This is a genomic window from Bradyrhizobium sp. USDA 3311 (assembly GCF_054062495.1).
On sequence record NZ_JBSSFI010000001.1, the window covers coordinates 4,786,501 to 4,807,682 of the forward strand.

General features: G+C 64.3%; 23 protein-coding genes. 15 read left to right on the top strand and 8 right to left on the bottom strand.

The annotated features are described in order from the left end of the window. The first annotated feature begins 128 nt into the window (after positions 1-128). From ntrB to cynS, 3 genes are read left to right on the top strand one after another with little or no spacing between them, the layout of a single operon-like run. Entirely contained in the window at positions 129-968 is an 840-nt protein-coding gene (ntrB, locus tag ACVWW6_RS22645) for a nitrate ABC transporter permease (protein WP_097532156.1), read from the top strand. Positions 969-974: 6 nt separating this feature from the next. Further along, a complete protein-coding gene (locus ACVWW6_RS22650; RefSeq protein ID WP_456681406.1) occupies positions 975-1,898 on the top strand; it encodes an ABC transporter ATP-binding protein in 924 nt (307 codons plus the stop codon). A gap of 15 nt (positions 1,899-1,913) precedes the next feature. Next, positions 1,914-2,402 (top strand): cyanase, encoded by a 489-nt coding sequence (cynS, locus tag ACVWW6_RS22655; RefSeq protein WP_011088475.1) that lies wholly within the window; start codon positions 1,914-1,916, stop codon positions 2,400-2,402. A 116-nt stretch (positions 2,403-2,518) separates the two neighbouring features. Here the strand turns inward: cynS and ACVWW6_RS22660 are convergent, their stop codons facing one another. Next, positions 2,519-2,842 (bottom strand): DUF1476 domain-containing protein, encoded by a 324-nt coding sequence (locus ACVWW6_RS22660; RefSeq protein WP_060908152.1) that lies wholly within the window; start codon positions 2,840-2,842, stop codon positions 2,519-2,521. 309 nt (positions 2,843-3,151) lie between these two features. Between ACVWW6_RS22660 and purC the strand changes: the two genes are divergently transcribed. Both purC and purS read left to right on the top strand, forming a co-directional pair. Next, complete coding sequence (gene purC / locus ACVWW6_RS22665; protein WP_008974302.1) at positions 3,152-3,919, top strand: phosphoribosylaminoimidazolesuccinocarboxamide synthase; 768 nt, start codon at positions 3,152-3,154, stop codon at positions 3,917-3,919. Between the two features lie 13 nt (positions 3,920-3,932). Then, positions 3,933-4,172 carry a phosphoribosylformylglycinamidine synthase subunit PurS gene (purS, locus tag ACVWW6_RS22670; protein ID WP_014494125.1) on the top strand — a complete coding sequence of 80 codons (240 nt, stop codon included), beginning with the start codon at positions 3,933-3,935 and terminating at the stop codon, positions 4,170-4,172. Positions 4,173-4,323: 151 nt separating this feature from the next. Here purS and ACVWW6_RS22675 read toward each other — a convergent pair whose 3' ends face one another. Beyond that, complete coding sequence (locus ACVWW6_RS22675; protein WP_028173365.1) at positions 4,324-5,340, bottom strand: magnesium and cobalt transport protein CorA; 1,017 nt, start codon at positions 5,338-5,340, stop codon at positions 4,324-4,326. A gap of 167 nt (positions 5,341-5,507) precedes the next feature. On the opposite strand from ACVWW6_RS22675, the gene purQ reads away from it, so the two are divergent. Together purQ and ACVWW6_RS22685 are read left to right on the top strand one after the other, a co-directional pair. Next, complete coding sequence (gene purQ / locus ACVWW6_RS22680; protein ID WP_097532155.1) at positions 5,508-6,209, top strand: phosphoribosylformylglycinamidine synthase subunit PurQ; 702 nt, start codon at positions 5,508-5,510, stop codon at positions 6,207-6,209. Further along, positions 6,206-7,180, top strand: coding sequence for a tripartite tricarboxylate transporter substrate binding protein BugD (locus tag ACVWW6_RS22685; protein WP_456681407.1), 975 nt, complete (start codon positions 6,206-6,208; stop codon positions 7,178-7,180). Before purQ ends, ACVWW6_RS22685 begins: the two co-directional genes overlap by 4 nt. Before the next feature lie 9 nt (positions 7,181-7,189). On the opposite strand, the gene ACVWW6_RS22690 is transcribed toward ACVWW6_RS22685, so the two are convergent. Further along, a complete protein-coding gene (locus tag ACVWW6_RS22690; RefSeq protein WP_060908147.1) occupies positions 7,190-8,155 on the bottom strand; it encodes a DMT family transporter in 966 nt (321 codons plus the stop codon). A gap of 75 nt (positions 8,156-8,230) precedes the next feature. Beyond that, complete coding sequence (locus ACVWW6_RS22695) at positions 8,231-8,710, bottom strand: PaaI family thioesterase (protein WP_060908146.1); 480 nt, start codon at positions 8,708-8,710, stop codon at positions 8,231-8,233. Positions 8,711-8,893: 183 nt separating this feature from the next. Here ACVWW6_RS22695 and purL point away from each other — a divergent pair, with 183 nt between their 5' ends. Next, complete coding sequence (gene purL / locus ACVWW6_RS22700; RefSeq protein ID WP_456681408.1) at positions 8,894-11,104, top strand: phosphoribosylformylglycinamidine synthase subunit PurL; 2,211 nt, start codon at positions 8,894-8,896, stop codon at positions 11,102-11,104. A 120-nt stretch (positions 11,105-11,224) separates the two neighbouring features. On the opposite strand, the gene ACVWW6_RS22705 is transcribed toward purL, so the two are convergent. Further along, positions 11,225-12,415, bottom strand: a complete 1,191-nt coding sequence (locus ACVWW6_RS22705) for an acyltransferase family protein (protein ID WP_028173371.1) — start codon at positions 12,413-12,415, stop codon at positions 11,225-11,227. Between the two features lie 176 nt (positions 12,416-12,591). Here ACVWW6_RS22705 and ACVWW6_RS22710 point away from each other — a divergent pair, with 176 nt between their 5' ends. Then, positions 12,592-12,765, top strand: a complete 174-nt coding sequence (locus ACVWW6_RS22710) for a DUF1328 domain-containing protein (protein WP_007612121.1) — start codon at positions 12,592-12,594, stop codon at positions 12,763-12,765. Positions 12,766-12,865: 100 nt separating this feature from the next. Here ACVWW6_RS22710 and ACVWW6_RS22715 read toward each other — a convergent pair whose 3' ends face one another. After that, positions 12,866-13,225, bottom strand: a complete 360-nt coding sequence (locus ACVWW6_RS22715) for a DUF427 domain-containing protein (protein WP_028173372.1) — start codon at positions 13,223-13,225, stop codon at positions 12,866-12,868. A gap of 195 nt (positions 13,226-13,420) precedes the next feature. Between ACVWW6_RS22715 and ACVWW6_RS22720 the strand changes: the two genes are divergently transcribed. Continuing rightward, a complete protein-coding gene (locus ACVWW6_RS22720; RefSeq protein ID WP_011088461.1) occupies positions 13,421-13,657 on the top strand; it encodes a BolA family protein in 237 nt (78 codons plus the stop codon). Positions 13,658-13,680: 23 nt separating this feature from the next. After that, positions 13,681-14,874, top strand: coding sequence for a low temperature requirement protein A (locus ACVWW6_RS22725; protein ID WP_161534365.1), 1,194 nt, complete (start codon positions 13,681-13,683; stop codon positions 14,872-14,874). Between the two features lie 261 nt (positions 14,875-15,135). Here ACVWW6_RS22725 and egtD read toward each other — a convergent pair whose 3' ends face one another. Together egtD and egtB are read right to left on the bottom strand one after the other, a co-directional pair. Continuing rightward, the gene (gene egtD / locus ACVWW6_RS22730) at positions 15,136-16,107 is read right to left on the bottom strand and encodes an L-histidine N(alpha)-methyltransferase (RefSeq protein ID WP_162603627.1); all 972 of its coding nucleotides are present in this window, start codon (positions 16,105-16,107) and stop codon (positions 15,136-15,138) included. Between the two features lie 50 nt (positions 16,108-16,157). After that, positions 16,158-17,456 (bottom strand): ergothioneine biosynthesis protein EgtB, encoded by a 1,299-nt coding sequence (gene egtB, locus ACVWW6_RS22735; protein WP_456683174.1) that lies wholly within the window; start codon positions 17,454-17,456, stop codon positions 16,158-16,160. Positions 17,457-17,695: 239 nt separating this feature from the next. Here egtB and grxD point away from each other — a divergent pair, with 239 nt between their 5' ends. Genes grxD through ACVWW6_RS22755 form a run of 4 tightly spaced genes read left to right on the top strand, consistent with a single transcriptional unit; the run spans position 17,696 to position 21,174 of the window. Continuing rightward, a complete protein-coding gene (gene grxD, locus ACVWW6_RS22740) occupies positions 17,696-18,022 on the top strand; it encodes a Grx4 family monothiol glutaredoxin (RefSeq protein ID WP_027548651.1) in 327 nt (108 codons plus the stop codon). A gap of 3 nt (positions 18,023-18,025) precedes the next feature. Continuing rightward, positions 18,026-18,577, top strand: coding sequence for an O-acetyl-ADP-ribose deacetylase (locus ACVWW6_RS22745; protein ID WP_456681409.1), 552 nt, complete (start codon positions 18,026-18,028; stop codon positions 18,575-18,577). A 46-nt stretch (positions 18,578-18,623) separates the two neighbouring features. After that, a complete protein-coding gene (locus ACVWW6_RS22750) occupies positions 18,624-19,910 on the top strand; it encodes a serine hydrolase domain-containing protein (RefSeq protein ID WP_456681410.1) in 1,287 nt (428 codons plus the stop codon). Between the two features lies 1 nt (position 19,911). Beyond that, positions 19,912-21,174, top strand: coding sequence for a serine hydrolase domain-containing protein (locus ACVWW6_RS22755; protein ID WP_456681411.1), 1,263 nt, complete (start codon positions 19,912-19,914; stop codon positions 21,172-21,174). Positions 21,175-21,182 lie beyond the last annotated feature (8 nt).

Consider the following 21,182-nt stretch of genomic DNA (forward strand, 5'->3'; position numbering starts at 1 on the left):
CCCGCTTGCGGGGAGAGGTCGATCGCGAAGCGATCGGGTGAGGGAGACTCTCCGCGAGTCCAACTCTCACCTCCCTTGCGGAGGGCCCCCCTCACCCCAACTCTCTCCCCGCAAGCGGGGAGAGGGAGATGAGCACCAACCTCCGCCTCCGCGCCGGCCTCGTCTCGATCGTGCTGCTGGCCGCGTTCCTCGGCATCTGGCATCTCGCCACGCGCTCGACGGCGCCGGTCGCGACGATGAGTCCGGAATATGCCAAGCTGATGGGCCTGACCGCGACGCAGGGCAAATCCGCCATGCCAGGGCCGCTCGATGTCGGCGCAAAGCTCTGGGAGCACGTGAGGAGGCCGTTCTACGACAACGGGCCCAACGACAAGGGGCTCGGCATCCAGCTTGCCTATTCGATCGCGCGGGTCGGCACCGGTTATCTGCTCGCCGTGCTCGTCGCCATTCCACTCGGCTTTTTGATCGGCATGTCGCCGTTGCTGAGCAAGGCGCTCGACCCCTTCATCCAGGTCTTGAAGCCGATCTCGCCGCTCGCCTGGATGCCGCTGGCGCTCTACACCATCAAGGATTCCTCGATCTCGGCGATCTTCGTGATCTTCATCTGCTCGATCTGGCCGATGCTGCTCAATACCGTGTTTGGCGTTGCCAGCGTGCGCAAGGAATGGATCAACGTCGCGCGCACGCTCGAGGTCGGCACCATCAGGCGCGCCTTCACGGTGATCCTGCCCGCAGCGGCGCCGACGATCCTGACCGGTATGCGCATCTCCATCGGCATCGCCTGGCTCGTGATCGTCGCGGCCGAAATGCTCGTCGGCGGCACCGGCATCGGCTATTTCGTCTGGAACGAGTGGAACAACCTCTCGATCACCAACGTCATCATCGCGATCCTCTTGATCGGGATTGTCGGCATGCTGCTCGACCAGATCCTCGCGCGCTTCACGCGCATGGTCACGTTTCCGGAGTAGGGGCCGATGACCGACAAATTCATCTCCATCGAAGGCATCGCAAAACGCTATCCGGGTGCGGGCGGTGCCACGACCACCGTGTTCGAGAATCTCTGGCTGTCGATGCCGCGGGGCGAGTTCTGCTGCGTGATCGGCCATTCCGGCTGCGGCAAGACCACCGTGCTCAACATTCTCGCCGGCCTCGATGCGCCGAGCGAGGGTGCGGTTATCGTGGACGGGCAGGCGATCTCGGGCACCAGCCTCGACCGCGCCGTGATCTTCCAGAGCCACGCGCTGCTGCCCTGGCGCACCGTGCTCGGCAACGTCGCCTATGCCGTGAGCTCGAAATGGCGGAGCTGGGATCGGGCGAAGGTCAAGGCGCGTGCGCAGACCTTCATCGATCTCGTGGGCCTGACGGGTTCGGAGCACAAGCGTCCCTCGGAACTCTCCGGCGGCATGAAGCAGCGCGTCGGTATTGCCCGTGCGCTCTCGATCACGCCGAAGATGATGCTGATGGACGAGCCGTTCTCGGCGCTGGACGCGCTGACGCGCGGCACGCTTCAGGACGAGGTGCGGCGCATCTGTCTGGAGACCGGGCAGACCGCGTTCATGATCACCCACGACGTGGACGAGGCGATCTATCTCGCCGACAAGATCTTCCTGATGACCAACGGGCCCGGCGCGGTGCTGGCCGAGGTCGTTGAAAATCCGCTGCCGAAGGATCGCGGCCGCACCGATCTGCATCGCCATCCTCTGTACTATGCGCTGCGTAACCACATCATCGATTTCCTGGTGACGCGCAGCAAGACATTCGCGGCCGAGAAGCCCGATCACGATCCGCGCAACGTGCCCGTGGTGCATATCGGCAAGCGCGGACTGACGGTCGCAACTGGCGGCGAAGAGCAACGACAGACTTGGACACCCGGGACCAGTCCCGGACTCACTGCCTAAAAAGGAGATCCTGACATGAAACGCGAAGACCTCACCGAGAAGCTGCTCGACATCAAGCGCGAGAAGGGCTGGAGCTGGAAATACATTTGCGAGCAGATCGGCGGCTATGCGGAGGTGCTGATCGTCGGCGCGATCCTCGGCCAGATGAAACTGACGAAACCCCAGGCCGCCAACGCCGGCGAGCTGTTCGGCCTGTCGAAGGCCGAGACCGCGATGCTCAACGAGGTGCCGATGCGCGGCACTGGCACGCCGATGCCGCCGACCGATCCCTTGATCTACCGCTTCTACGAGATGGTGATGGTGAACGGCCCGGCCTGGAAGGCGCTGATCGAGGAGGAATTCGGCGACGGCATCATGTCGGCGATCGACTTCGACATGGGGATCGAGCGCGTCGCCAACCCCAAGGGCGACCGCGTCAAGATCACCATGAGCGGCAAGTTCCTGCCGTACAAATATTACGGCGCCAGCGGCAACGTGCCGGAGTACGGCTTCAAGGAGGGGTGATCTCCCGCTCCGTCATTCCGGGACGATGCGAAGCATCGGACCCGGAATCTCGAGATTCCGGGTTCGGTCCTCACGGACCGCCCCGGAATGACTACGAGTGTGGGACGCGCGCGGCGCTACTTCCCCGCTTTCACCTCGGCCGCGGCCACAGCGAGCAACTCGCTCATCTTGGCGCGAATCGCCTGCTCGGTGACGACGACGCTCTTGGTGGCGAAATCGGCCATGAGCTTGCGCAGGACGTCGGCGTCGCCAGCTTCCTCGAAATCGGCCGCGACCACCTCCTTGGCGTAGGCCGTGGCGGCTTCCCCTGATATGCCGAGCTTTTCCGCGGCCCACAGCCCGAGCAGCCGGTTGCGGCGGGCCTCCGCCTTGAACTTCTGCTCCTCGTCGAGGGCGAACTTCTTCTCAAAGCCTTCCTCGCGCTTGTTGATCTCGCTCATGCCTTTTCCAATTCCCTGCTGACTGGACCCGGCGGCCCTCGTTGCGAGAGCCCCGGCGCATGCCTAGATAAGGAGCACGAATCGGCAAGACAACGGGCCGTTAAGCCGCAGGCAAAACGGTATAAGTTGGTGCCGGACGGCCGGATCGATTGTGCTCGGACAGCCAATCGGATAGGTTGCCTAAAGGCTTGGTTCCCGTTCTGTTTCTACGGGTTCCCGGCCGTTCACGGCAGCTCCGCTGTGGGTCGTAATCCTAGTCAACCGGAGCACACCAAATTCATGGATTTCAACAAAACACGGTACATCCCAATGAGCCGTCGGCGTCGCATTTATGAAGGCAAGGCAAAGGTTCTTTACGAAGGCCCGGAGCCCGGTACCCTGATCCAGCACTTCAAGGATGACGCCACCGCGTTCAATGCGAAAAAGCATCAGGTGATCGAGGGCAAGGGTGTCCTCAACAACCGGATCTCGGAGTACCTGTTTCAGCACCTCAACGACATCGGGGTGCCGACCCACTTCATCCGCCGCCTCAACATGCGCGAGCAGTTGATTCGCGAGGTCGAGATCGTGCCGCTGGAAGTGGTGGTGCGGAACGTTGCCGCCGGCTCGCTGTCGCAGCGCCTCGGCATCGAGGAGGGCACGCAGCTGCCCCGTTCGATCATCGAATTCTACTACAAGAACGACCAGCTCAACGACCCCATGGTGTCGGAAGAGCACATCACCGCCTTCGGCTGGGCGACGCCCCAGGAGATCGACGACATCATGGCGCTCGCCATCCGCGTCAACGACTTCCTCACCGGCCTCTTCCTCGGCATCGGCATCCGCCTGGTCGACTTCAAGATGGAGTGCGGGCGGCTGTTCGAGAACGAGATGATGCGGATCATCGTCGCCGACGAGATCTCGCCGGATTCCTGCCGCCTGTGGGACATCAAGTCGAACGAGAAGCTCGACAAGGATCGTTTCCGCCGGGATCTCGGCGGGCTGCTAGAGGCCTATACCGAAGTTGCAAAACGCCTCGGCATCCTCATGGAGAACGAGCGTCCGGCGGGCTCCGGCCCGGTGCTGGTGAAGAGCTAAAGGGGTTTTCGACGTGAAGGCACGTGTCACCGTTACCTTGAAAACGGGCATCCTCGATCCGCAAGGCAAGGCGATCGAAGGCGCGCTGAAGTCGCTCGGCGTCGACGGCGTCGCCAGCGTCCGCCAGGGCAAGGTGTTCGACATCGAGCTCGCCGGCGCCGACAAGGCAAAGGCGGAGGCGGCGCTGAAGGAAGCCGCCGACAAGCTGCTGGCGAATACCGTGATCGAGAACTATCGGGTCGAGATCGTTTAGCCCGGTTGCAAACCCCATGGTGAGGGGGCGCGCAAGCGCCGTCTCGAACCATGCAGGCCCGGCTCTCGCACCTCGGCCTCCATCCTTCGAGACGCGCGCAGGGGGCGCGCTCCTCAGGATGAGGAGCTACATTGGTCGTGTACGTTCGCGCTCACAGCCACCCGACGCGGCGGAAGCGCCAGTACAACCCGAGGCAGGCGAGCGCCATTAATCCCAGCACGATGAAGTAGCCGTATTCCAGCTGTAGCTCCGGGATGTACTTGAAGTTCATCCCGTAGATGCCGGCGACTGCGGTCGGGACGGCCAGGATCGCGAGCCACGAGGCGAGCTTCTTGGAGACCGCCGTCTCCTGCGCCTGGCCCACCAGCAGGCTCGCTTCGAAGGCGAAGGCCAGCACCTCGCGCATGGAATCGATGCGCTCCTGGATGTTCCTGACGTGGTCGGTGACGTCGCGGAACAGCGGTTGCATTGTCGCGCGCACCATCGCCAGCTCGTCATGCTCCAGACGGCGGCAGACCTCCACCAGCGGGCCGATCGCATTCCTGAGCCGCAGCAGGTCGCGGCGCAGCATGTAGAGCCGCTCGATCTGCGCCTTGCTGATCGGCTTGGAGAGCACGTCGTCCTCGATGCCCTCGACCTCATCGTGGATGCTCTCGAGCACCGGCGAGTAGTTGTCGACGATGAAGTCGAGGATGGCGTAGAGGATGTAGTCCTCGCCGCGCGCGAGCGCCCGCGGGCAGCTTTCGCAGCGCTCGCGTACCGGCGTGTAGGAGGTCGAGGCGCCATGGCGCACCGAGACCAGATAGCCTTCGCCGACGAAGATGTGCGTCTCGCCGAAGGCGATCCGGCCCTCGATCAGCTGCGCCGTCCGCGCCACGATGAACAGGGCCTCGCCGTATTGCTCGATCTTGGGCCGCTGATGGGCGTGGGCGGCGTCCTCGATCGCGAGATCGTGCAGGTCGAACTGCTTCTGCACGGCGCCGAGCAGGGCCGTGTCCGGCTCGTGCAGCCCGATCCAGACCACGTGGCCGGGCTTGGCCCGCCAGCTCGAGGCCTCGCTGATGGCGATGTTGGCGACGCGCCGGCCATCGACATAGGCACCCGCGGCGACGACGCCCTCAGTGGACACCGGCTGGGAGGAGGATGCAGGCAGCGACGGGACGTTCATGGCTGCAATCCCGGGCAAAATCGTCAGGCAAAAGCGCCGTGGCTATGGCCTGTGTACAAGGCCGTCCGGCGAGGCTAGCACTGGTAAAATCCCCGTCAAATGGCTATGTCTCTGCACGAATTGGCCCTTCGGCCAGCCCGATTCCCGTCACCGTCGGAACCCCTGCCATGAAAGCCGCCATCCTCGTCTTTCCCGGAATCAACCGCGAGCGTGACATGGCGCGCGCGCTGAGGCTGATCTCGGGCAGCGAGCCCGCGATGGTCTGGCACGCCGAGACGTCGCTGCCTGCGGGCACCGATCTCGTGGTCGTGCCGGGTGGGTTCTCCTATGGCGATTACCTGCGCTGTGGCGCAATCGCCGCGCGTGCGCCGGTGATGGATGCTGTGCGCGACTATGCGGCGAAGGGCGGTCTCGTGCTCGGCGTCTGCAACGGCTTTCAGATCCTCTGCGAATCCGGCCTGCTGCCCGGCGTCTTGATGCGCAATGCGCGGCTGAAATTCATCTGCCGCGACGTGCATCTGCGCGTCGAGCGTTCCGACACGCCGTTCACCCGTGGCTACAATGCCGGCCAGGTGATCCGCGTGCCCGTCGCCCATGGCGAGGGCAATTACGAGGCGGACGAAGAAACCATCAAGCGGCTCGAAGGCGAGGGGCGCGTGCTCTACCGCTATTGCTCGGCCGAGGGCGTGGTCGACGAGGCCGCCAACATCAACGGCGCGGCGCATTCCATCGCCGGCATCGTCAACGACAAGGGCAATGTGCTCGGCATGATGCCGCATCCGGAAAACCACGTCGAAGACATCATGGGCTGCACTGACGGCCGCGGCCTGTTCGCCGGTCTCGCCCAGCATCTGGAAAAGGCCGCGTGATTTCACCCGTGTTGAAGCGGCTGTCGGTCGCTGCCGCCGTCGCTGCGTTCGCTACGGCCGCGTTCGCCCAGGACTTCCCCAAGCGTCCGATCACCATGATCGTGCCGTTCGCGGCCGGCGGCACCTCGGACGTGATCGCGCGCACCGTCGCCGAGCAAATGAGCGTCGCGCTCGGCCAGACCATCGTGATCGAAAACGTTGCGGGTGCCGGCGGTTCGACCGCGCTGGCACGTGCCTCCCGCGCCGAGCCCGACGGCTACACGATTGCGATCGGCAATGCCGGCACCAATGCCGCGACCTACACGATCTATCCGAAGCTGCCGTTTACGCCGGACTCCTTCGTGCCGATCGCGATGGTGGCGAAGACGTTCGGCATCATCGCCGTGCGCAAGGATTTTCCGGCGAAGGACCTCAAGGAGTTCATCGCCTACGCCAGGGCCAATCCGGCCAAGATCAATCTCGGCCATGCCGGCGTCGGCTCCTCGAACTATTTGATCTGCAAGAGCTTCGTCACCGCCGCCGGGATCGACGCGACGCTGGTCGGCTATCGCGGCGCAGCCCCTGCGCTGACCGATGCGATCGGCAGCCAGATCGACGGCGTCTGCGACGCGGCGGCCTCGGTCTCGCAGTCGATCAACGAGAAGCTGGTGAGGGGACTCGTGGTCGGCTCGACCGTACGGCTCGCGACGTTGCCGGACCTGCCGACGTCGTCTGAAGCCGGGCTGCCGGAGTTCGAGGCGCAGGGCTGGAACGGCCTGTTCGCGCCCAAGGGCACGCCGCCGACCGTCATCGCCAGGTTGAATGCGGCGGCGCGCACCGCGGTCGAGACCGATGCGGTGAAGAAGCGCTTTGCCGACCTGTCGACCGTCGCGCCCGACGACAACGAGCATACGCCGGAGCTGCTTCAGCAACTGGTGACGCGCGACGTCGAGAAATACCGGAAGATGCTGGCGGACGACGCCAAGCAATAGCGCCTTGCGCTAGCGCCGCTTCAGCCGCTCCGCCGGCACCGTCATCGCGGCGACGCCGGCCATGACCAGCAGCAGGCCCAGCGCCAGGTTCGAGGGCACGCTTTCGCCGAGCAGCAGCACGGAAAGGCCGACGCCGATCGGGATGCGCAAATAGCCTTGCGCGTTCGTGGTAAGCGTGCCGAGCCGGCCGAGGCAGACGTAGAACAGCATCAACCCCAACGCGCTGGAGACGATGCCCATGACGATGGTGGCGACGATCGCCTGAAACGTCGGGTGCAGCGTCCAGGGCTGGTCGATGATCAGCGAGGGCGGGAGCAGGATGAGGCCGCCGAACAGCAGCGAGCCGGCCGCCACCACCATCGGGTCGTAGTCGGATAGCCGGAGGCCGAAGATCGTCGCGCAGGCAAAGGAGATGGTGGCGAGCAGGATCGCGATCTCCGCGACGATCTCGCGGCCGAAGCCGCCGAGCGCATCGAGGCCGACGATGGCGACGGTGCCGGCGAGGCCGAGGATCGCGCCCGCGAGCTTCAACAGCGTGGCCGGCTCGTGCCGCGTGATCAGCGAGGTGATCAGGAAGGCGAAGATCGGCGTGGTCGAGGCCAGCACCACCGTGTTGGACGCCGGCACATATTGCTGCGACCAGGTGATGACCAGGAACGGGAAGGTCGAGTTGATCAGCTGCTGGGTTGCGAACAGCTTCCAGGCCTTCGCATCGGTCGGGATCCTGACGCCGCGTATCCACAGGATCGCGAACAGGAAGGCGGCCGCGATCAGCGAGCGCGCCGAGATGAAGGTGATGGGCGGAATCGTGTCCAGCGCGAGCTTGGCCAGCGGATAGGTGGAGCTCCAGCAGCAGGCGAGCGCGAACAGCAGCGCATAGTCGCGCCAGCTGCGTGCGCCGGTGGCGGCCATGGACGACAGCGGCGTTGATGCGGACGCCGTCGTGCGACCCGCCCCCGATGTGCTCTGCGGCACCTTGTTCTTGCTCCCCGGCGCGACCGCGCCTCTCGCAAGTCTGGGCGAGGGGGCGCCAAAAGGGAAGGCGTCGAGCTATGCGTTTGGCTGAGGGAGCGACTTCCGCTTGGCCCGCTTGATCGTCCCGGAAAAGGTGAACAGAAGGCGCTCGCCGGAGGCCATCTGCCCGCGCAGGAAGATCAGCGAACCACCGGCGCGGGTGACCTCGCCGGTGCACTCGATCAGCTCGCCCTCATGCCCGGCATCCAGGAACTCGCAGGCGAAATTGACCGTCACGCCGCGGCCGTTCAGCGCGTTCCGGCCGATCGCGAACAGGCAGTAGTCGGCGAAGGCCATGAAGCAGCCGCCATGGACGTTGCCGGAGCCGTTCAGGTGCTTCTTTTCGACCCGGAAGGCGCAGCGGACGCTGCCGTCCGCTTCCAGGCGGTGCCAGAAGGGGCCGATATGGTTCTCAAAGCTGTCCCTGATCCAGGTCTGCCAGCCCTTGAACTCACCCTCGGTCGCGACATGCAGCTCGGGGCGGGGCGGGGCAGCCATTTTGGTCAATTCGTGCAAGGAAATGGGCCTTCAATTGCGGGTCTTCAGCCCTTAAATCCGATCCGTCCGCGCCGTGCAATTCCCGTTCCCGCACCCCTCGGCCGCAAAACGTGGGACAGTGGGAAAATGCGCCATAAAGGGCTTTTCGCGAGGCCCCGATCTTCCTAAGAACGGCAAAACGCCGTCGAAAGCCCCGAATCCATGAAGAACGAACCCAAGATCACCCCCGAACTGGTTGCCGCCCACGGGCTCAAGCCCGACGAGTACGAGCGCATCCTGAAGCTGATCGGGCGGGAGCCGACCTTCACCGAGCTCGGCATCTTCTCGGCGATGTGGAACGAGCACTGCTCGTACAAATCCTCGCGCATCCATCTCCGCGGCCTGCCGACCAAGGCGCCCTGGGTGATCCAGGGCCCCGGCGAGAATGCCGGCGTGATCGACATCGGCGACGGCCAGGCCGTGGTCTTCAAGATGGAGAGCCACAACCACCCGAGCTACATCGAGCCCTACCAGGGCGCAACCACCGGCGTCGGCGGCATCCTGCGCGACGTCTTCACGATGGGCGCACGGCCGATCGCCTGCCTCAATGCGCTGAGCTTCGGGGCGCCCGAGCATGCCAAGACCCGGCATCTGGTCTCCGGCGTGGTCGCCGGCGTCGGCGGCTATGGCAATTCCTTCGGCGTGCCGACGGTCGGCGGCCAGGTGCGCTTCCACACCCGTTATGACGGCAACATCCTCGTCAACGCGATGGCCGTGGGCCTCGCCGATGCCGACAAGATCTTCTATGCGGCCGCCTCCGGCGTGAACATGCCGATCGTCTATCTGGGCTCCAAGACCGGCCGCGACGGCATCCACGGCGCCTCGATGGCCTCGGCCGAGTTCGACGACAAGTCCGAGGAGAAGCGCCCCACCGTGCAGGTCGGCGATCCCTTCGCCGAGAAGCTGCTGCTGGAAGCCTGTCTCGAGATCATGGAGAAGGGCTGCGTCATCGCGATCCAGGACATGGGCGCGGCGGGGCTCACCTGCTCTGCAGTCGAGATGGGCGCCAAGGGCGACCTCGGCGTCGATCTCGATCTCGACGCGGTGCCGACCCGCGAGACCGGCATGAGCGCCTACGAGATGATGCTCTCGGAGAGCCAGGAGCGCATGCTCATGGTGCTCAAGCCCGAGAAGGAGAAGGAAGCCGAGGCCATCTTCAAGAAATGGGGCCTCGACTTCGCCGTGGTCGGCTACACCACGCCGAGCAAGCGTTTCGTGGTCAAGCATGGCGGCGACGTCATGGCCGACCTGCCGATCAAGGAGCTCGGCGACGAGGCGCCGCTCTATGACCGGCCGCATGTCCCCTCCGCCGCGCTGCCGGTCGTGCACGCGCGCGAGGTGCCGGCACCGTTGGGCGTAGGTAGCGCGCTGGAGAAGCTGATCGGCACGCCTGACATGTGCTCTAAGCGCTGGGTCTGGGAGCAGTACGACCACGTCATCCTCGGCAACACCATGCAGCGCCCCGGAGGCGATGCCGCCGTGGTGCGCGTGCAGGATGGCCCGAAGGGCCTGGCGCTGACCGTCGACGTCACGCCGCGCTATTGCGAGGCCGATCCGTTCGAGGGCGGCAAGCAGGCGGTGGCGGAAGCCTGGCGCAACATCACCGCGGTCGGCGGCAAGCCGCTCGCGATCACCGACAATCTTAACTTCGGCAATCCTGAACGGCCCGAGATCATGGGCCAGTTCGTTGGCTGCCTGAAGGGCATCTCGGAAGCCTGCCGCACGCTGGACTTCCCGGTCGTCTCCGGCAACGTCTCGCTCTACAACGAGACCAACGGCCGCGCGATCCTGCCGACGCCCTCGATCGGCGGCGTCGGTCTGCTCGACGATTTCACCAAGTCCGCTTCGCTCGCCTTCAAGGCCGAGGGCGAGGCGATCCTCTTGATCGGCGAGACCCATGGCTGGCTCGGCCAGTCGGTGTACCTGCGCGACATCTGCGGTCGCGAGGAGGGCGCGCCGCCGCCGGTCGACCTCGCTGCCGAGAAGCGCAACGGCGACTGCGTGCGCGGCATGATCCATGCGGGCACCGCGACCGCCGTGCACGACCTCTCGGACGGTGGCCTCCTGATCGCGCTCGCCGAGATGGCGATGGCGAGCGGCATCGGCGCAAAGCTGCTGGCGGCACCGACCGCGCTCGTGTCGCAGGCCTATTGGTTCGGCGAGGACCAGGCGCGCTATCTCGTCACCGTACCGGAAACGGAGGCCGGCCGCGTGCTCGCCAAGATGCGCGGCTGCGAGGTGCCCTGCGTGCGGATCGGCACCACCGGGGGCGACGCGATCGCGATCGCCGGCGAAGCGCCGGTAACGATCGATACGCTGCGCACCTCGTTCGAGCGCTGGCTGCCGGAGTATATGGGCGGGAAGGCGGCCTAGCGACGCCATCTCCCCGTCATTGCGAGGAGCGAGGCGACGAAGCAATCCACACTGCTGCCTGCGGTGAGATGGATTGCTTCGCTGCGCTCGGAATGACGATAGGAGGCCGGTGCCGTTTCCTCAAAGCACCTTCGTCGCGCCCGGGATCTGCCGCAATGCTCGCGTCAGCGCCCAGCTCGCCGCGACTGTCAGTACAAACCCGAGCGTGGCCTTGACGACCGCCGGCAGGTCATAGTCGAACAGCCAGTATTGCAGCCACAGTGCGATCGGATAGTGCACCAGGAACATGCCGTACGCGTCGCTCTGCATTGGATCGAGCAGCTTGGCTGAGCCTGATTGCTTGAACCTCTGGAAAAAGGCCAGGATCAGAAACATGATGGCGACGCTGAAGACAGTGAAGCAGATGGCATAGAGCGCTTCATACCAGTCCGGCAACGGCGACGGGTTGCCCAGGATTTCGCGCTTGATGAAGATCAGCACCCACAAGAGGCAATAGGGAACGATCGCCAGTACCATCCAGTCCCAGCTGACCCTCGCCATCCGGCCGTCTGCAGCGAGCAGCCCGCGATCCATTTGCGCAACGCCGATGCCGGCACCGAAAAAGAAGTAGGTCGCGTAGAGCATCACGCGCCCGTGCTGGACCGAGAACGGCCCGAACTCGAACCAACTGCCTGCTCCGAAGTGAACCCGCCCGGGAATGTAGAACGCCGCGGTGACGGCAAGCATGACCGCGAAGAATACGGCGGGCCGACGGCGACCATATAGCGAGAGGCGATTGATCGGATCGAGCAGATTGGGCGACAGCCGGTGCAACAGGCAGGCAACCAGGTCGAAGGCGAACAAGACCCAAAGGAACCAGATCGGCCCGCTCGGCCACGGGCCCTTCGTGACCATATTCCACCAGAATTCCGAAAAGCCGATCTCGGGATGGTGCCGCAGGGAGATCGCGTAATAGGCGAGCGGAATGACCGTAAGGGCGCAGATCGCGAAGGGTAAGCCCAGCCGAAGCAGGCGATCTGCCAAATAGCTCCGCGCTCCCTTCCGGGCGATACCAGACCAGGCGAACAGTCCCGACAGGAAGAAGAACATCGCCATGAAGAAACTGTCGGTGGCGAGCACGATCATGTCGAAGCCGAAGAAGTACTTCGGATCGGTATGACCGAAATAAGTATAGGGGATCACCGCGTGATGCAGCAGCACCACCAGTGTCAGGAAGGTGCGGGCGCGATCGAGCGACACATTGCGCGTCTTGCTCTTCGGCGCGGCGTGAGCCTCCGTACCGATCGTCGCTGAATGTGACATCGTCATCATGGCCGCCCCGGTCTTGCTCCTGTCCCGGCCAGACTGTGCCGCCGGGAACCCGATTCAGCAAGGGCAGTCTGTGCTGCGCCTTGACCCTGCTGTGCCGTTAGGAACCAGTTCCGTGCAGCGAAGTTAGCATCCGCGCATTGGAGGGCCGCGGTGCGGCGCCCAAGTCGGAGTTGGCGATGACGATCCTGAAATGGGCGCTGATCTTTCTCTTGGTCTCGATCGTGGCTGGCGTGCTCGGCTTCACCGGCATCTCGGCCGCCTCCGCCGACATCGCCCGCTTCCTGTTCTACGTCTTCGTCGTGATCTTCCTGGTGCTGCTGATATTGGGGCTCACGATCTTCAGGGCGTAGCTAGATATGTCATTCCGGGGCGGTCCGCAGGACCGAACCCGGAATCTCGAGATTCCGGGTTCGCGTCTGCGACGCGCCCCGGAATGACGCCGCCTCCAGACTACCCCACTTCCTCGATCTTCACCTTGTCCGGATAGAAGGCGAGGTGGCCGGAAATCTCCGTCATCGCGGGGAAGGGCGTTTCATAGGTCCAGATCGCGTTGTCGAGCGTCTTGCCGTCGGCCTTGATGCTGTAATAGCTCGCGTCGCCCTTGTAGGGGCAATGGGTGACACGGTCGGTGCGCTCCAGCAGCGTCATGTTGGCATCCTGTCGCGGTACATATTGCACCGCCGGATATTTGGCCTCCTTCAGCGTCAGCGCCTTGCTGGTCTCGGCGATCACGATGTCGCCCGCCGTGACGCGGACGCGCTTCGGGTTTGGGGTGATGGTGATGGGGTGGTCGGGCCCTGGAAGCTTCATGATTTCACGCCTTTTCGATCAATCTGCCGCGCGCGGCACTTTGTCGTGCCTTTATCCTGATGGGATCAGGGATATAGTGCCTGAGTGCGTGACGTAGAAGGCCGTTCACGCTAAGTTTGGCCCTGCCGGTCCGGGGACCCCGGCAGCGATTCGACGACGAGGCTGATCTCAGCCGAGATAAGGAGCAAGACCCGAATGCCCATGGACGCCCACGATATCGAGGCGATGATCAAGGCAGCGATCCCCGATGCCGAGGTGACGATCCGTGACCTCGCCGGCGATGGCGACCACTATGCCGCGACCGTGATCTCGGAATCCTTCCGCGGCAAGTCCCGCGTCCAGCAGCACCAGATCGTCTATCAGTCCCTGCGCGGCCAGATGGGCGGCGTGCTGCATGCGCTGGCGCTGCAAACCGGGGTACCCGGCACCTGACCTGATCGCAGCGGGGACCGATGATGGCTGCGGACAATCCGCGCGGCGCGATGTTTCGCGTCATCCTGCCGAACCAGCCCAGCCGCGTCACCAATGCCGAGCTGTTCTTCGATCTCGTCTTCGTCTTTGCCGTCACGCAGGTGTCGCACACGCTGCTGCACCATTTCACGCCGCTCGGCGCCGTCGAGGTCACGCTGCTGTTCCTGGCGGTGTGGTGGGTGTGGGTCTACACCGCCTGGGTCACCAACTGGCTCAATCCCGATCTGACGCCGGTCCGAATCCTGATCTTCCTGATGATGCTGGGCGGCCTCGTGCTGTCGACGACGATCCCGACCGCCTTCGATGGCCGCGGTCTCTGGTTCGCGATCGCCTACGCAACCATGCAGGTCGGACGCACCGCGTTCTGGCTGTTCGCAACCCCGCGCCACCGCACGGAAGTGCGGCACAACGCGATCCGCATCCTGGTCTGGCTCTCCGGCTCCGCGATCTTCTGGATTCTCGGCGGCCTCGCGCACGGGGAGGAGAGGCTGTGGTTCTGGATCGTGGCACTGGCGATCGAATACGTCTCGCCCGCCGTGCGATTCTGGGTGCCGAAGCTGGGGTTCTCCTCGGTCGAAGCCTGGGCCGTCGAGGGCGGCCACATGGCCGAGCGCTGCGCCGGCTTCATCATCATCGCGCTCGGCGAGGCCGTCGTCGTCAACGGCGCGACCTTTGCCGAGTTGGAGTGGACCGCGGACAACATCCTGGCCTTCGTCTCGGCGCTCACCGGCGCCATCGCGATGTGGTGGATCTATTTCCACAAGGGCGCGGAGGCCGGCTCCGAGCGCATCTCGAAATCCGCAGAATCCGGCCGGCTGGCGCGGCTCGCCTACACCTATCTGCACATGCCGATCGTCGCCGGCATCATCCTGACCGCGGTGTCGGACGAACTGGTGCTGAAGCATCCGACCGGCCATTCCGACGTCCGCACCATCGTGAGCACGATCGGCGGCCCGCTGGTGTTCCTGGTCGGCACCATCCTGTTCAAGCACGCGATCCGCGGCTTCCTCCAGCTCTCGCACGGCATCGGCATCATCCTGCTCGCGGCGCTGTGGTGGTTCGCGGCGGAGCTCTCGCCGCTATGGCTGTCGGTCGCGACCACGGTGATCATGATTGTGGTCGCGGTGTGGGAATCGGTGTCGCTGGGATCGAAGCCCGAAGAGGCCGAGGAGCACTGAAGCACGGCAGGCCGGAGGGTGTCGTACGTGGCCTCGCGGAGCGGTCCGAGCGCGCGCCTCGTCCTTCGAGACGTACCGCTCCGCGATCTCCTCAGGATGAGGCTAATCGGCCTCGGTGCTCCTCGAAACTGCTGCCGCGCACTCGGTCCTCATCCTGAGGAGCCCGCCCGAAGGCGGCCGTCTCGAAGGATGCGCCGCAGGGAAACCGCCTATATTGAATAGGCCCTCAGGCCGGCTGTCCGGGGGAAGCGGTGAGAGCGTTTAATCCGCAACCTGCAGCGCATGCACCGAGAACATCTTCGCCGCATCCGTCCAGCTCTCGCGCACCCGCCAGCCGGCGCCGTGGGCCAGCGCAGCGAAGCGCTCGAGGCTGTATTTGTAGCTGTTTTCGGTGTGGATGCTCTCACCGGGGCGGAACGAGAAGCTGGTGCCGAGCAGGCGCACGGTCTGGTTCTTCTTGCTGATCAGGTGCATCTCGATGCGGTGCCGCTCGCGATTGTAGATGGCGCGATGGGTGAAGGCGGAGAGGTCGAAATTGCCGCCGAGCTCGCGGTTGATCCGCACCAGCACATTGAGGTTGAAGCGCGCGGTGACGCCGGCCGCATCGTTGTAGGCGTCGTGGAGCACGCGCTCGTCCTTCTCGAGGTCGGCGCCGATGATCATCTGCGCGCCCTTGCCCAGGATCTGGCGCGCGCTCTTCAGAAAAGCCTGCGCCTCATGCGGCTCGAAATTGCCGATGGTCGAGCCCGGGAAGAAGCCGACCTTGGGCATCGATGCGACCGCCTTTGGCAGCTCGAACGGCGTGGTGAAGTCGGCCGCCACCGGATAGATGCCGAGCGAGGGGAAGTCCCGCTTCAGGCCGTTCGCCTGCGCGTTCAAGAAGTCGCCGGAGATATCGACGGGGACATAGGCGGCGAATTGGCAGTGGTTCAGCAGCAGGCGGACCTTCGTGGTCGCGCCGGCGCCGAACTCGACCAGCGCCGCATGCTCCGGAATGATCTTTGCGATCTCGCTGCCGCGCTCCTTCAGGATCGATAGCTCGGTGCGCGTCGGATAATATTCCGGCAGACGCGTGATCGCCTCGAACAGCTCCGAGCCGGTCGCGTCGTAGAAGTATTTCGGCGACAGCTTTTTCGGCTGCTGCGAGAGGTCCTCGATGGCCTCGCGGGCGAAAGCGGTGGTCTGCTCGTCGGGAAGATGGGCTTCGGCCAAAGCGCTGGCGTGCACATTCATGATACTCTCCTGAACGCGCTGTCCGGCGCGCATTGATCGTCGGATGAGAACTAGTTGTAATCGGCGAGCCGCAGTCCCGTGAATTGCCAGCGGTGGTGCGGATAGAAGAAGTTGCGATAAGTAATACGGCTATGCCCCTCCGGGGTTGCAAGCGATGAGCCGCGCAGCACCAGCTGGTTGACCATGAACTTGCCGTTGTATTCGCCGAGCGCGCCTTCGATGGCGCGGTAGCCGGGGTAGGGCGAGTAGGACGACCGTGTCCACTGCCAGACGATGCCGAAGGCATCGTTGAGTTGGCCGGCGCGCGCAGCGACCTCCCACTCCATCTCGGTCGGCAGATGTTTTCCGGCCCAGCGCGCGAACGCATCGGCCTCGTAATAGCTGACGTGGCAGACCGGCGCGTCGGGATCGACCGGCCTGAGGCCGGCGAGCGTCATCACCTGCCAGGCGCCATCGACCTCGCGCCAATGGCCCGGCGCCTGCCAGTCTTCCTTGCTGACCACAGCAAAGCCGTCCATCAGCCACAGCGTTGCGTTCGCGTAGCCACCGTCGCGCATGAAGGCGAGCCATTCGCCATTGGTGACGAGATTGCGTGCGATCTTGACCGGGCCGACGAGGGCGCGATGCGCCGGCTTCTCATTGTCGAAATGAAAACTGTCGTCGACATGGCCGACGGTGTGGATGCCTTCGTTGAGGATCAACCAGTCATCGCCGGTGCGCGTCGCGGATGGAAAGCGCCAGTCCGGATCGTAGGCCGGATAGACCGGATTCTGCGCAAAGGCGTGCAGGATGTCGGTGAACATCAATTCCTGATGCTGCTGCTCGTGATTGAGCCCGACCTCGACCAGTGGCGCGATGGCACGGAGCTTGTCCTCACCGGCCTCGCGGAAGAATTTGACGACCGCCGCATCAACGTATCTGCGATAGGCGCCGACCTCGCTGGCACCGGGCCGGGTGATGTCTCCGCGGTGATTCCGGGCATGACGGGGGCCGGCGCTGACGTAATAGGAATTGAACAGGAAGGCGAAATCCGGGTGGAAGGGCTGATAGCCCGGGCGATGCTCGCCGAGCAAAAACTGCTCCCAGAACCAGGTGGTGTGGGCCCGGTGCCATTTCGCGGGGCTCGCATCCGGCATGGACTGGATCTGCTGGTCCTCGGGCGACAGCGGCGCGGCCCGGCGCTCGGTCTCGTTGCGGACGGCGAGAAAGGCGTCCTGAAGCCGCTGGGCGAGCTTGCCTGGGGCGGAGGACGGTGACGAAAGCGGGGCGGGGGCCGTAGCGGAAGCTTGTTTCGTCACGTTTTTCTCCAGACAGGACAAGAGAACGTTGTTGGCGTTGCCCGGTTCCAAAACCAAGGTTCGTCCTAGATAGGGGCTCCGTTACGGTATGAAAGTCCTCCCCGGTGATGATATTCGTGTCATCATGCAATGGCTTCGGGCCTGCCCAGGCCGCTCGCCCAGGGCCTTTTCCCCCCATTTTACTTTGGATGCACAACGGTTTGGGCTACATATATAGGAAGGTATCGGGTTAAATCGGCTGAGCCGGCCCGGAGTGGTTGTTGAGGGCTCCGCCCCAGAAGGACATGGATATGAGCATCGAGGAATTCATCGCCAACGAAGTGAAGTCGAACGACGTGGTTCTGTTCATGAAGGGCACGCCGCAATTTCCGCAGTGCGGTTTCTCCGGCCAGGTCGTGCAGATCCTCGACCACCTCGGCGTTGGCTATAAGGGCCTCAACGTCCTCGAATCCGCAGAACTGCGCAACGGCATCAAGACCTTCTCGAACTGGCCGACCATTCCACAGCTCTATGTGAAGGGCGAATTCGTCGGCGGCTGCGACATTGTCCGCGAGATGTTCCAGGCCGGCGAATTGCAGCAGCTCCTCTCCGAGAAGGGCGTCGCGGTTGCGGCCTAATACGTGACCCAGCTGACGCGCCGGATTGGTGGCGCGGAGTTCGAGGTCATTGTCGCTGACATCACCACACTGAGCGTTGACGCCATCGTCAACGCCGCCAACACGTCGCTCCTTGGCGGGGGCGGCGTCGATGGGGCGATCCATCGGGCCGCCGGGCCCGATCTGGTCGCCGAATGCCGGATGCTCCACGGCTGCAAAACGGGCAACGCCAAGATCACCATGGGCTATCGGCTCAAGGCCGCGCACGTGATCCATACCGTTGGTCCGGTCTGGAATGGCGGCACGCTGGACGAAGACGGTCTGCTCGCCTCCTGCTATCGCCGTTCGATGGAGCTGTGCGGGAAGCACAAGCTGACCTCGGTGGCATTTCCCGCGATTTCGACCGGCATTTTCCGCTTTCCCGCCGACCGGGCGGCGGAGATCGCCGTACGCACGACGATCGAGGCGCTCCCTGCCGCGCCATCCGTTGCGCGCGTGGTGTTCTGCTGCTTCGCCGAGCCGAGCGCCAGGCTCCATGCCAAGGCGCTAGCACGACACAGCAGCCCTTGTGCCTGATGACGCGGTCAGTACACTCCGTCCAGCCATGTTCCGGGGAGGGGATATGATTTCACAGTCTGGACTGCGTGCGCTCGCCTGCGGCGCGCTGATGTCGCTTGGCGCGATGTCGTTCGCACGGGCAGAGGGCACCTACGAGATTCCGGCCGGCGCGCATTTCAATCAGGATAAGCTCGCCAAGGTCAGCGAGTTCTTCAAGAACGAGGTCGCGACCGGCAAGATCGCCGGCGCAACCGTGCTGATCCAGCAGCACGGCAAGCCGGTCTATCACGAAGCCTTCGGCGTGCAGGACGTGGTCAGCAAGGCGCCGATCACCGACAAGACGATTTTCCGCCTGTTCTCGATGAGCAAGGCGATCACGTCCGTCGTCGCGGTGCGACTGATCGAGGACGGCAAGATCAAGCTCGACGATCCTGTCTCGAAATACATCCCGTCCTTCGCCAATGTGAAGGTCGGCGTCGAGAAGAAGGCCGACGACGGCACCAAGTCGCTCGAACTGGTGCCGCTCACGCGGCCGATCACGGTGCTCGATTTGATGCGCCATACCTCCGGCATCACCTATGGCTTCTATGGCGACAGCCTGGTCCGCAAGGCCTATCGCGACGCCAACATCTATGCCGGCGATTTCGACCTCGCCGAGTTCGCCGAGCGCATCGCGAAACTGCCGCTGCACAACCAGCCGGGCGCGCTGTGGCAATATGGCCATTCCACCGACATCCTGGGGCGGGTGATGGAGATCGCGGCGGGCAAACCGCTGACAGACATCATGCGGGAGAAACTGCTCGATCCGCTCGGCATGGTCGATACCGGCTTCTTCGTCACGGCCCCCGAGAAGCAGAAGCTTCTGGCGCAGCCGGTGCTGAACGATGCCGATTTCCGGGTCGGCCGCATCAACGATCCGACGGTGGTCAAGAAGATCCAGTTCGCCAGCGGCGGCATGGTGACGACCATGGCCGATTACGAGCGCTTTGCGCAGATGCTGCTCAATGGCGGCAGCCTCGACGGCAAGACCATTCTCAAGCCCGAGACGTTCAAGCTGATGGTGACCGATCAGGTCGGCCCGGGCTCCGGCGTGGACCGCGACTATTTCTACTTCCCCGGCGACGGTTTTGGCTTCGGCCTCGGCCTTGCGGTCCGCACCGACCCCGGCAATGCCAAGCCGCCGCCGCCCGGCGATCTCGGGGAATTGAAGTGGGACGGCGCCTCGGGCTGCTATTTCGTGGTCGACCCCAAGCAGGACATGTTCTTCGTGCTGCTGGAGCAGACCCCGACCGAGCGCCAGCGCGTGCAGCGGACACTGAAGCAGTTGGTTTATGAAGCCATGGAGAAGTGACATGACCGGGCGCCGCGCGCTGATCGCGGCGCTCGTCGTTCTGGTCGGTGTGGTCGGCGCGAGAGCAGGCTACGAGGGGCGCCCCGCGCACAGCCTCTCGCCTGAAGGCTTGGCAAAAGTCTCCGACTACATCCGCAACGAGGTCGCGACCGGCAAGATACCCGGCGCGATCCTGCTGCTCCAGCAGCACGGCAAGCCGGTCTATTACGAGAATTTTGGCGTCCGCGACGTCGCGACCGAGATCTCGATGAGCGCGGACACGATCTTCCGCCTCTATTCGATGTCGAAGCCGATCACCTCCGTGATGGCGATGATGCTGGTCGAGGAGGGCAAGCTCGCGCTCGACGATCCCGTTTCAAAATACATTCCGGCCTTTGCCGGCATGAAGGTCGGCGTCGAAAAGAGAGCCGAGGACGGCAAGGTCGGGCTGGCGCTGGAGCCGCTCGATCGTCCGGTGACGATCAAGGATCTGATGCGTCACACCTCCGGACTGCCTTATGGCTATTACGGCGGCGGCGCGGTGCGCGAGCTCTATGCCGAGGCCAAGCTCTTCAACCGCAATCTCAGCAATGCCGACTTCGCCGCGAAGATCGCCACGCTGCCGCTGGTCGAGCAGCCGGGCACGGTGTGGGATTACGGCTTTTCCACCGACGTGCTCGGACGCGCCGTCGAGGTGATCTCGGGAAAGACGCTGCTCCAGTTCGAGAGGGAGCGGCTGCTGGGTCCGCTCGGCATGACCGAGACGGCATTCTTCGTCGCCGATCCCGCCAAGTTTCCCCGCATTGCCGAGCCGATGCCGGAGGACCGCAACATCAATCCGACGACGCAGGTCCGCGATATCAGGCGGCCGGCGACCTGGGAGTCGGGCGGTGGCGGGATGGTTGGCACCGTCGGCGACTACGCCCGTTTCGCGCAGATGCTGCTGAACGGCGGCACCTATGACGGCCGGCGCTATCTCAAGCCCGAGACCATTGCGCTGATGGCGTCGGATCATATCGGACCGGAGACCAGAATCGCGCGCGACCAGAACTATTATCCGGGCGCGTCCTCCGGCTACGGCCTCGGCTTTGCGGTGCGCACGTCCGTGCCGGCGGGTACGTCATGGCCACTCGGCGAATATCGCTGGGACGGCGTCGGCGGCACCTTCTTCTTCATCGATCCCGAAGACGATCTGTTCGGAATCTTCATGGTGCAGACCCCGTCGCAGCGCGGCCGGATCCAGCTGGCGCTGAAGACGCTGATCTATCAGGCGATGGGGCGCTGATCGCGGGC

Bases quoted from the DNA above. Each gene is read 5' to 3' on its own strand.
- ACVWW6_RS22660 (WP_060908152.1), bottom strand. From the start codon at position 2,842: ATGAGCGAGATCAACAAGCGCGAGGAAGGCTTTGAGAAGAAGTTCGCC.
- ACVWW6_RS22755 (WP_456681411.1), top strand. From the start codon at position 19,912: ATGACCGGGCGCCGCGCGCTGATCGCGGCGCTCGTCGTTCTGGTCGGT.
- ACVWW6_RS22725 (WP_161534365.1), top strand. From the start codon at position 13,681: ATGGCTGCGGACAATCCGCGCGGCGCGATGTTTCGCGTCATCCTGCCG.
- ACVWW6_RS22715 (WP_028173372.1), bottom strand. From the start codon at position 13,225: ATGAAGCTTCCAGGGCCCGACCACCCCATCACCATCACCCCAAACCCG.
- ACVWW6_RS22750 (WP_456681410.1), top strand. From the start codon at position 18,624: ATGATTTCACAGTCTGGACTGCGTGCGCTCGCCTGCGGCGCGCTGATG.
- ACVWW6_RS22710 (WP_007612121.1), top strand. From the start codon at position 12,592: ATGACGATCCTGAAATGGGCGCTGATCTTTCTCTTGGTCTCGATCGTG.
- ACVWW6_RS22650 (WP_456681406.1), top strand. From the start codon at position 975: ATGACCGACAAATTCATCTCCATCGAAGGCATCGCAAAACGCTATCCG.
- grxD (WP_027548651.1), top strand. From the start codon at position 17,696: ATGAGCATCGAGGAATTCATCGCCAACGAAGTGAAGTCGAACGACGTG.
- purQ (WP_097532155.1), top strand. From the start codon at position 5,508: ATGAAAGCCGCCATCCTCGTCTTTCCCGGAATCAACCGCGAGCGTGAC.
- ACVWW6_RS22720 (WP_011088461.1), top strand. From the start codon at position 13,421: ATGCCCATGGACGCCCACGATATCGAGGCGATGATCAAGGCAGCGATC.
- ntrB (WP_097532156.1), top strand. From the start codon at position 129: ATGAGCACCAACCTCCGCCTCCGCGCCGGCCTCGTCTCGATCGTGCTG.
- cynS (WP_011088475.1), top strand. From the start codon at position 1,914: ATGAAACGCGAAGACCTCACCGAGAAGCTGCTCGACATCAAGCGCGAG.
- egtD (WP_162603627.1), bottom strand. From the start codon at position 16,107: ATGAATGTGCACGCCAGCGCTTTGGCCGAAGCCCATCTTCCCGACGAG.
- purC (WP_008974302.1), top strand. From the start codon at position 3,152: ATGAGCCGTCGGCGTCGCATTTATGAAGGCAAGGCAAAGGTTCTTTAC.
- purL (WP_456681408.1), top strand. From the start codon at position 8,894: ATGAAGAACGAACCCAAGATCACCCCCGAACTGGTTGCCGCCCACGGG.
- ACVWW6_RS22705 (WP_028173371.1), bottom strand. From the start codon at position 12,415: ATGATGACGATGTCACATTCAGCGACGATCGGTACGGAGGCTCACGCC.
- ACVWW6_RS22675 (WP_028173365.1), bottom strand. From the start codon at position 5,340: ATGAACGTCCCGTCGCTGCCTGCATCCTCCTCCCAGCCGGTGTCCACT.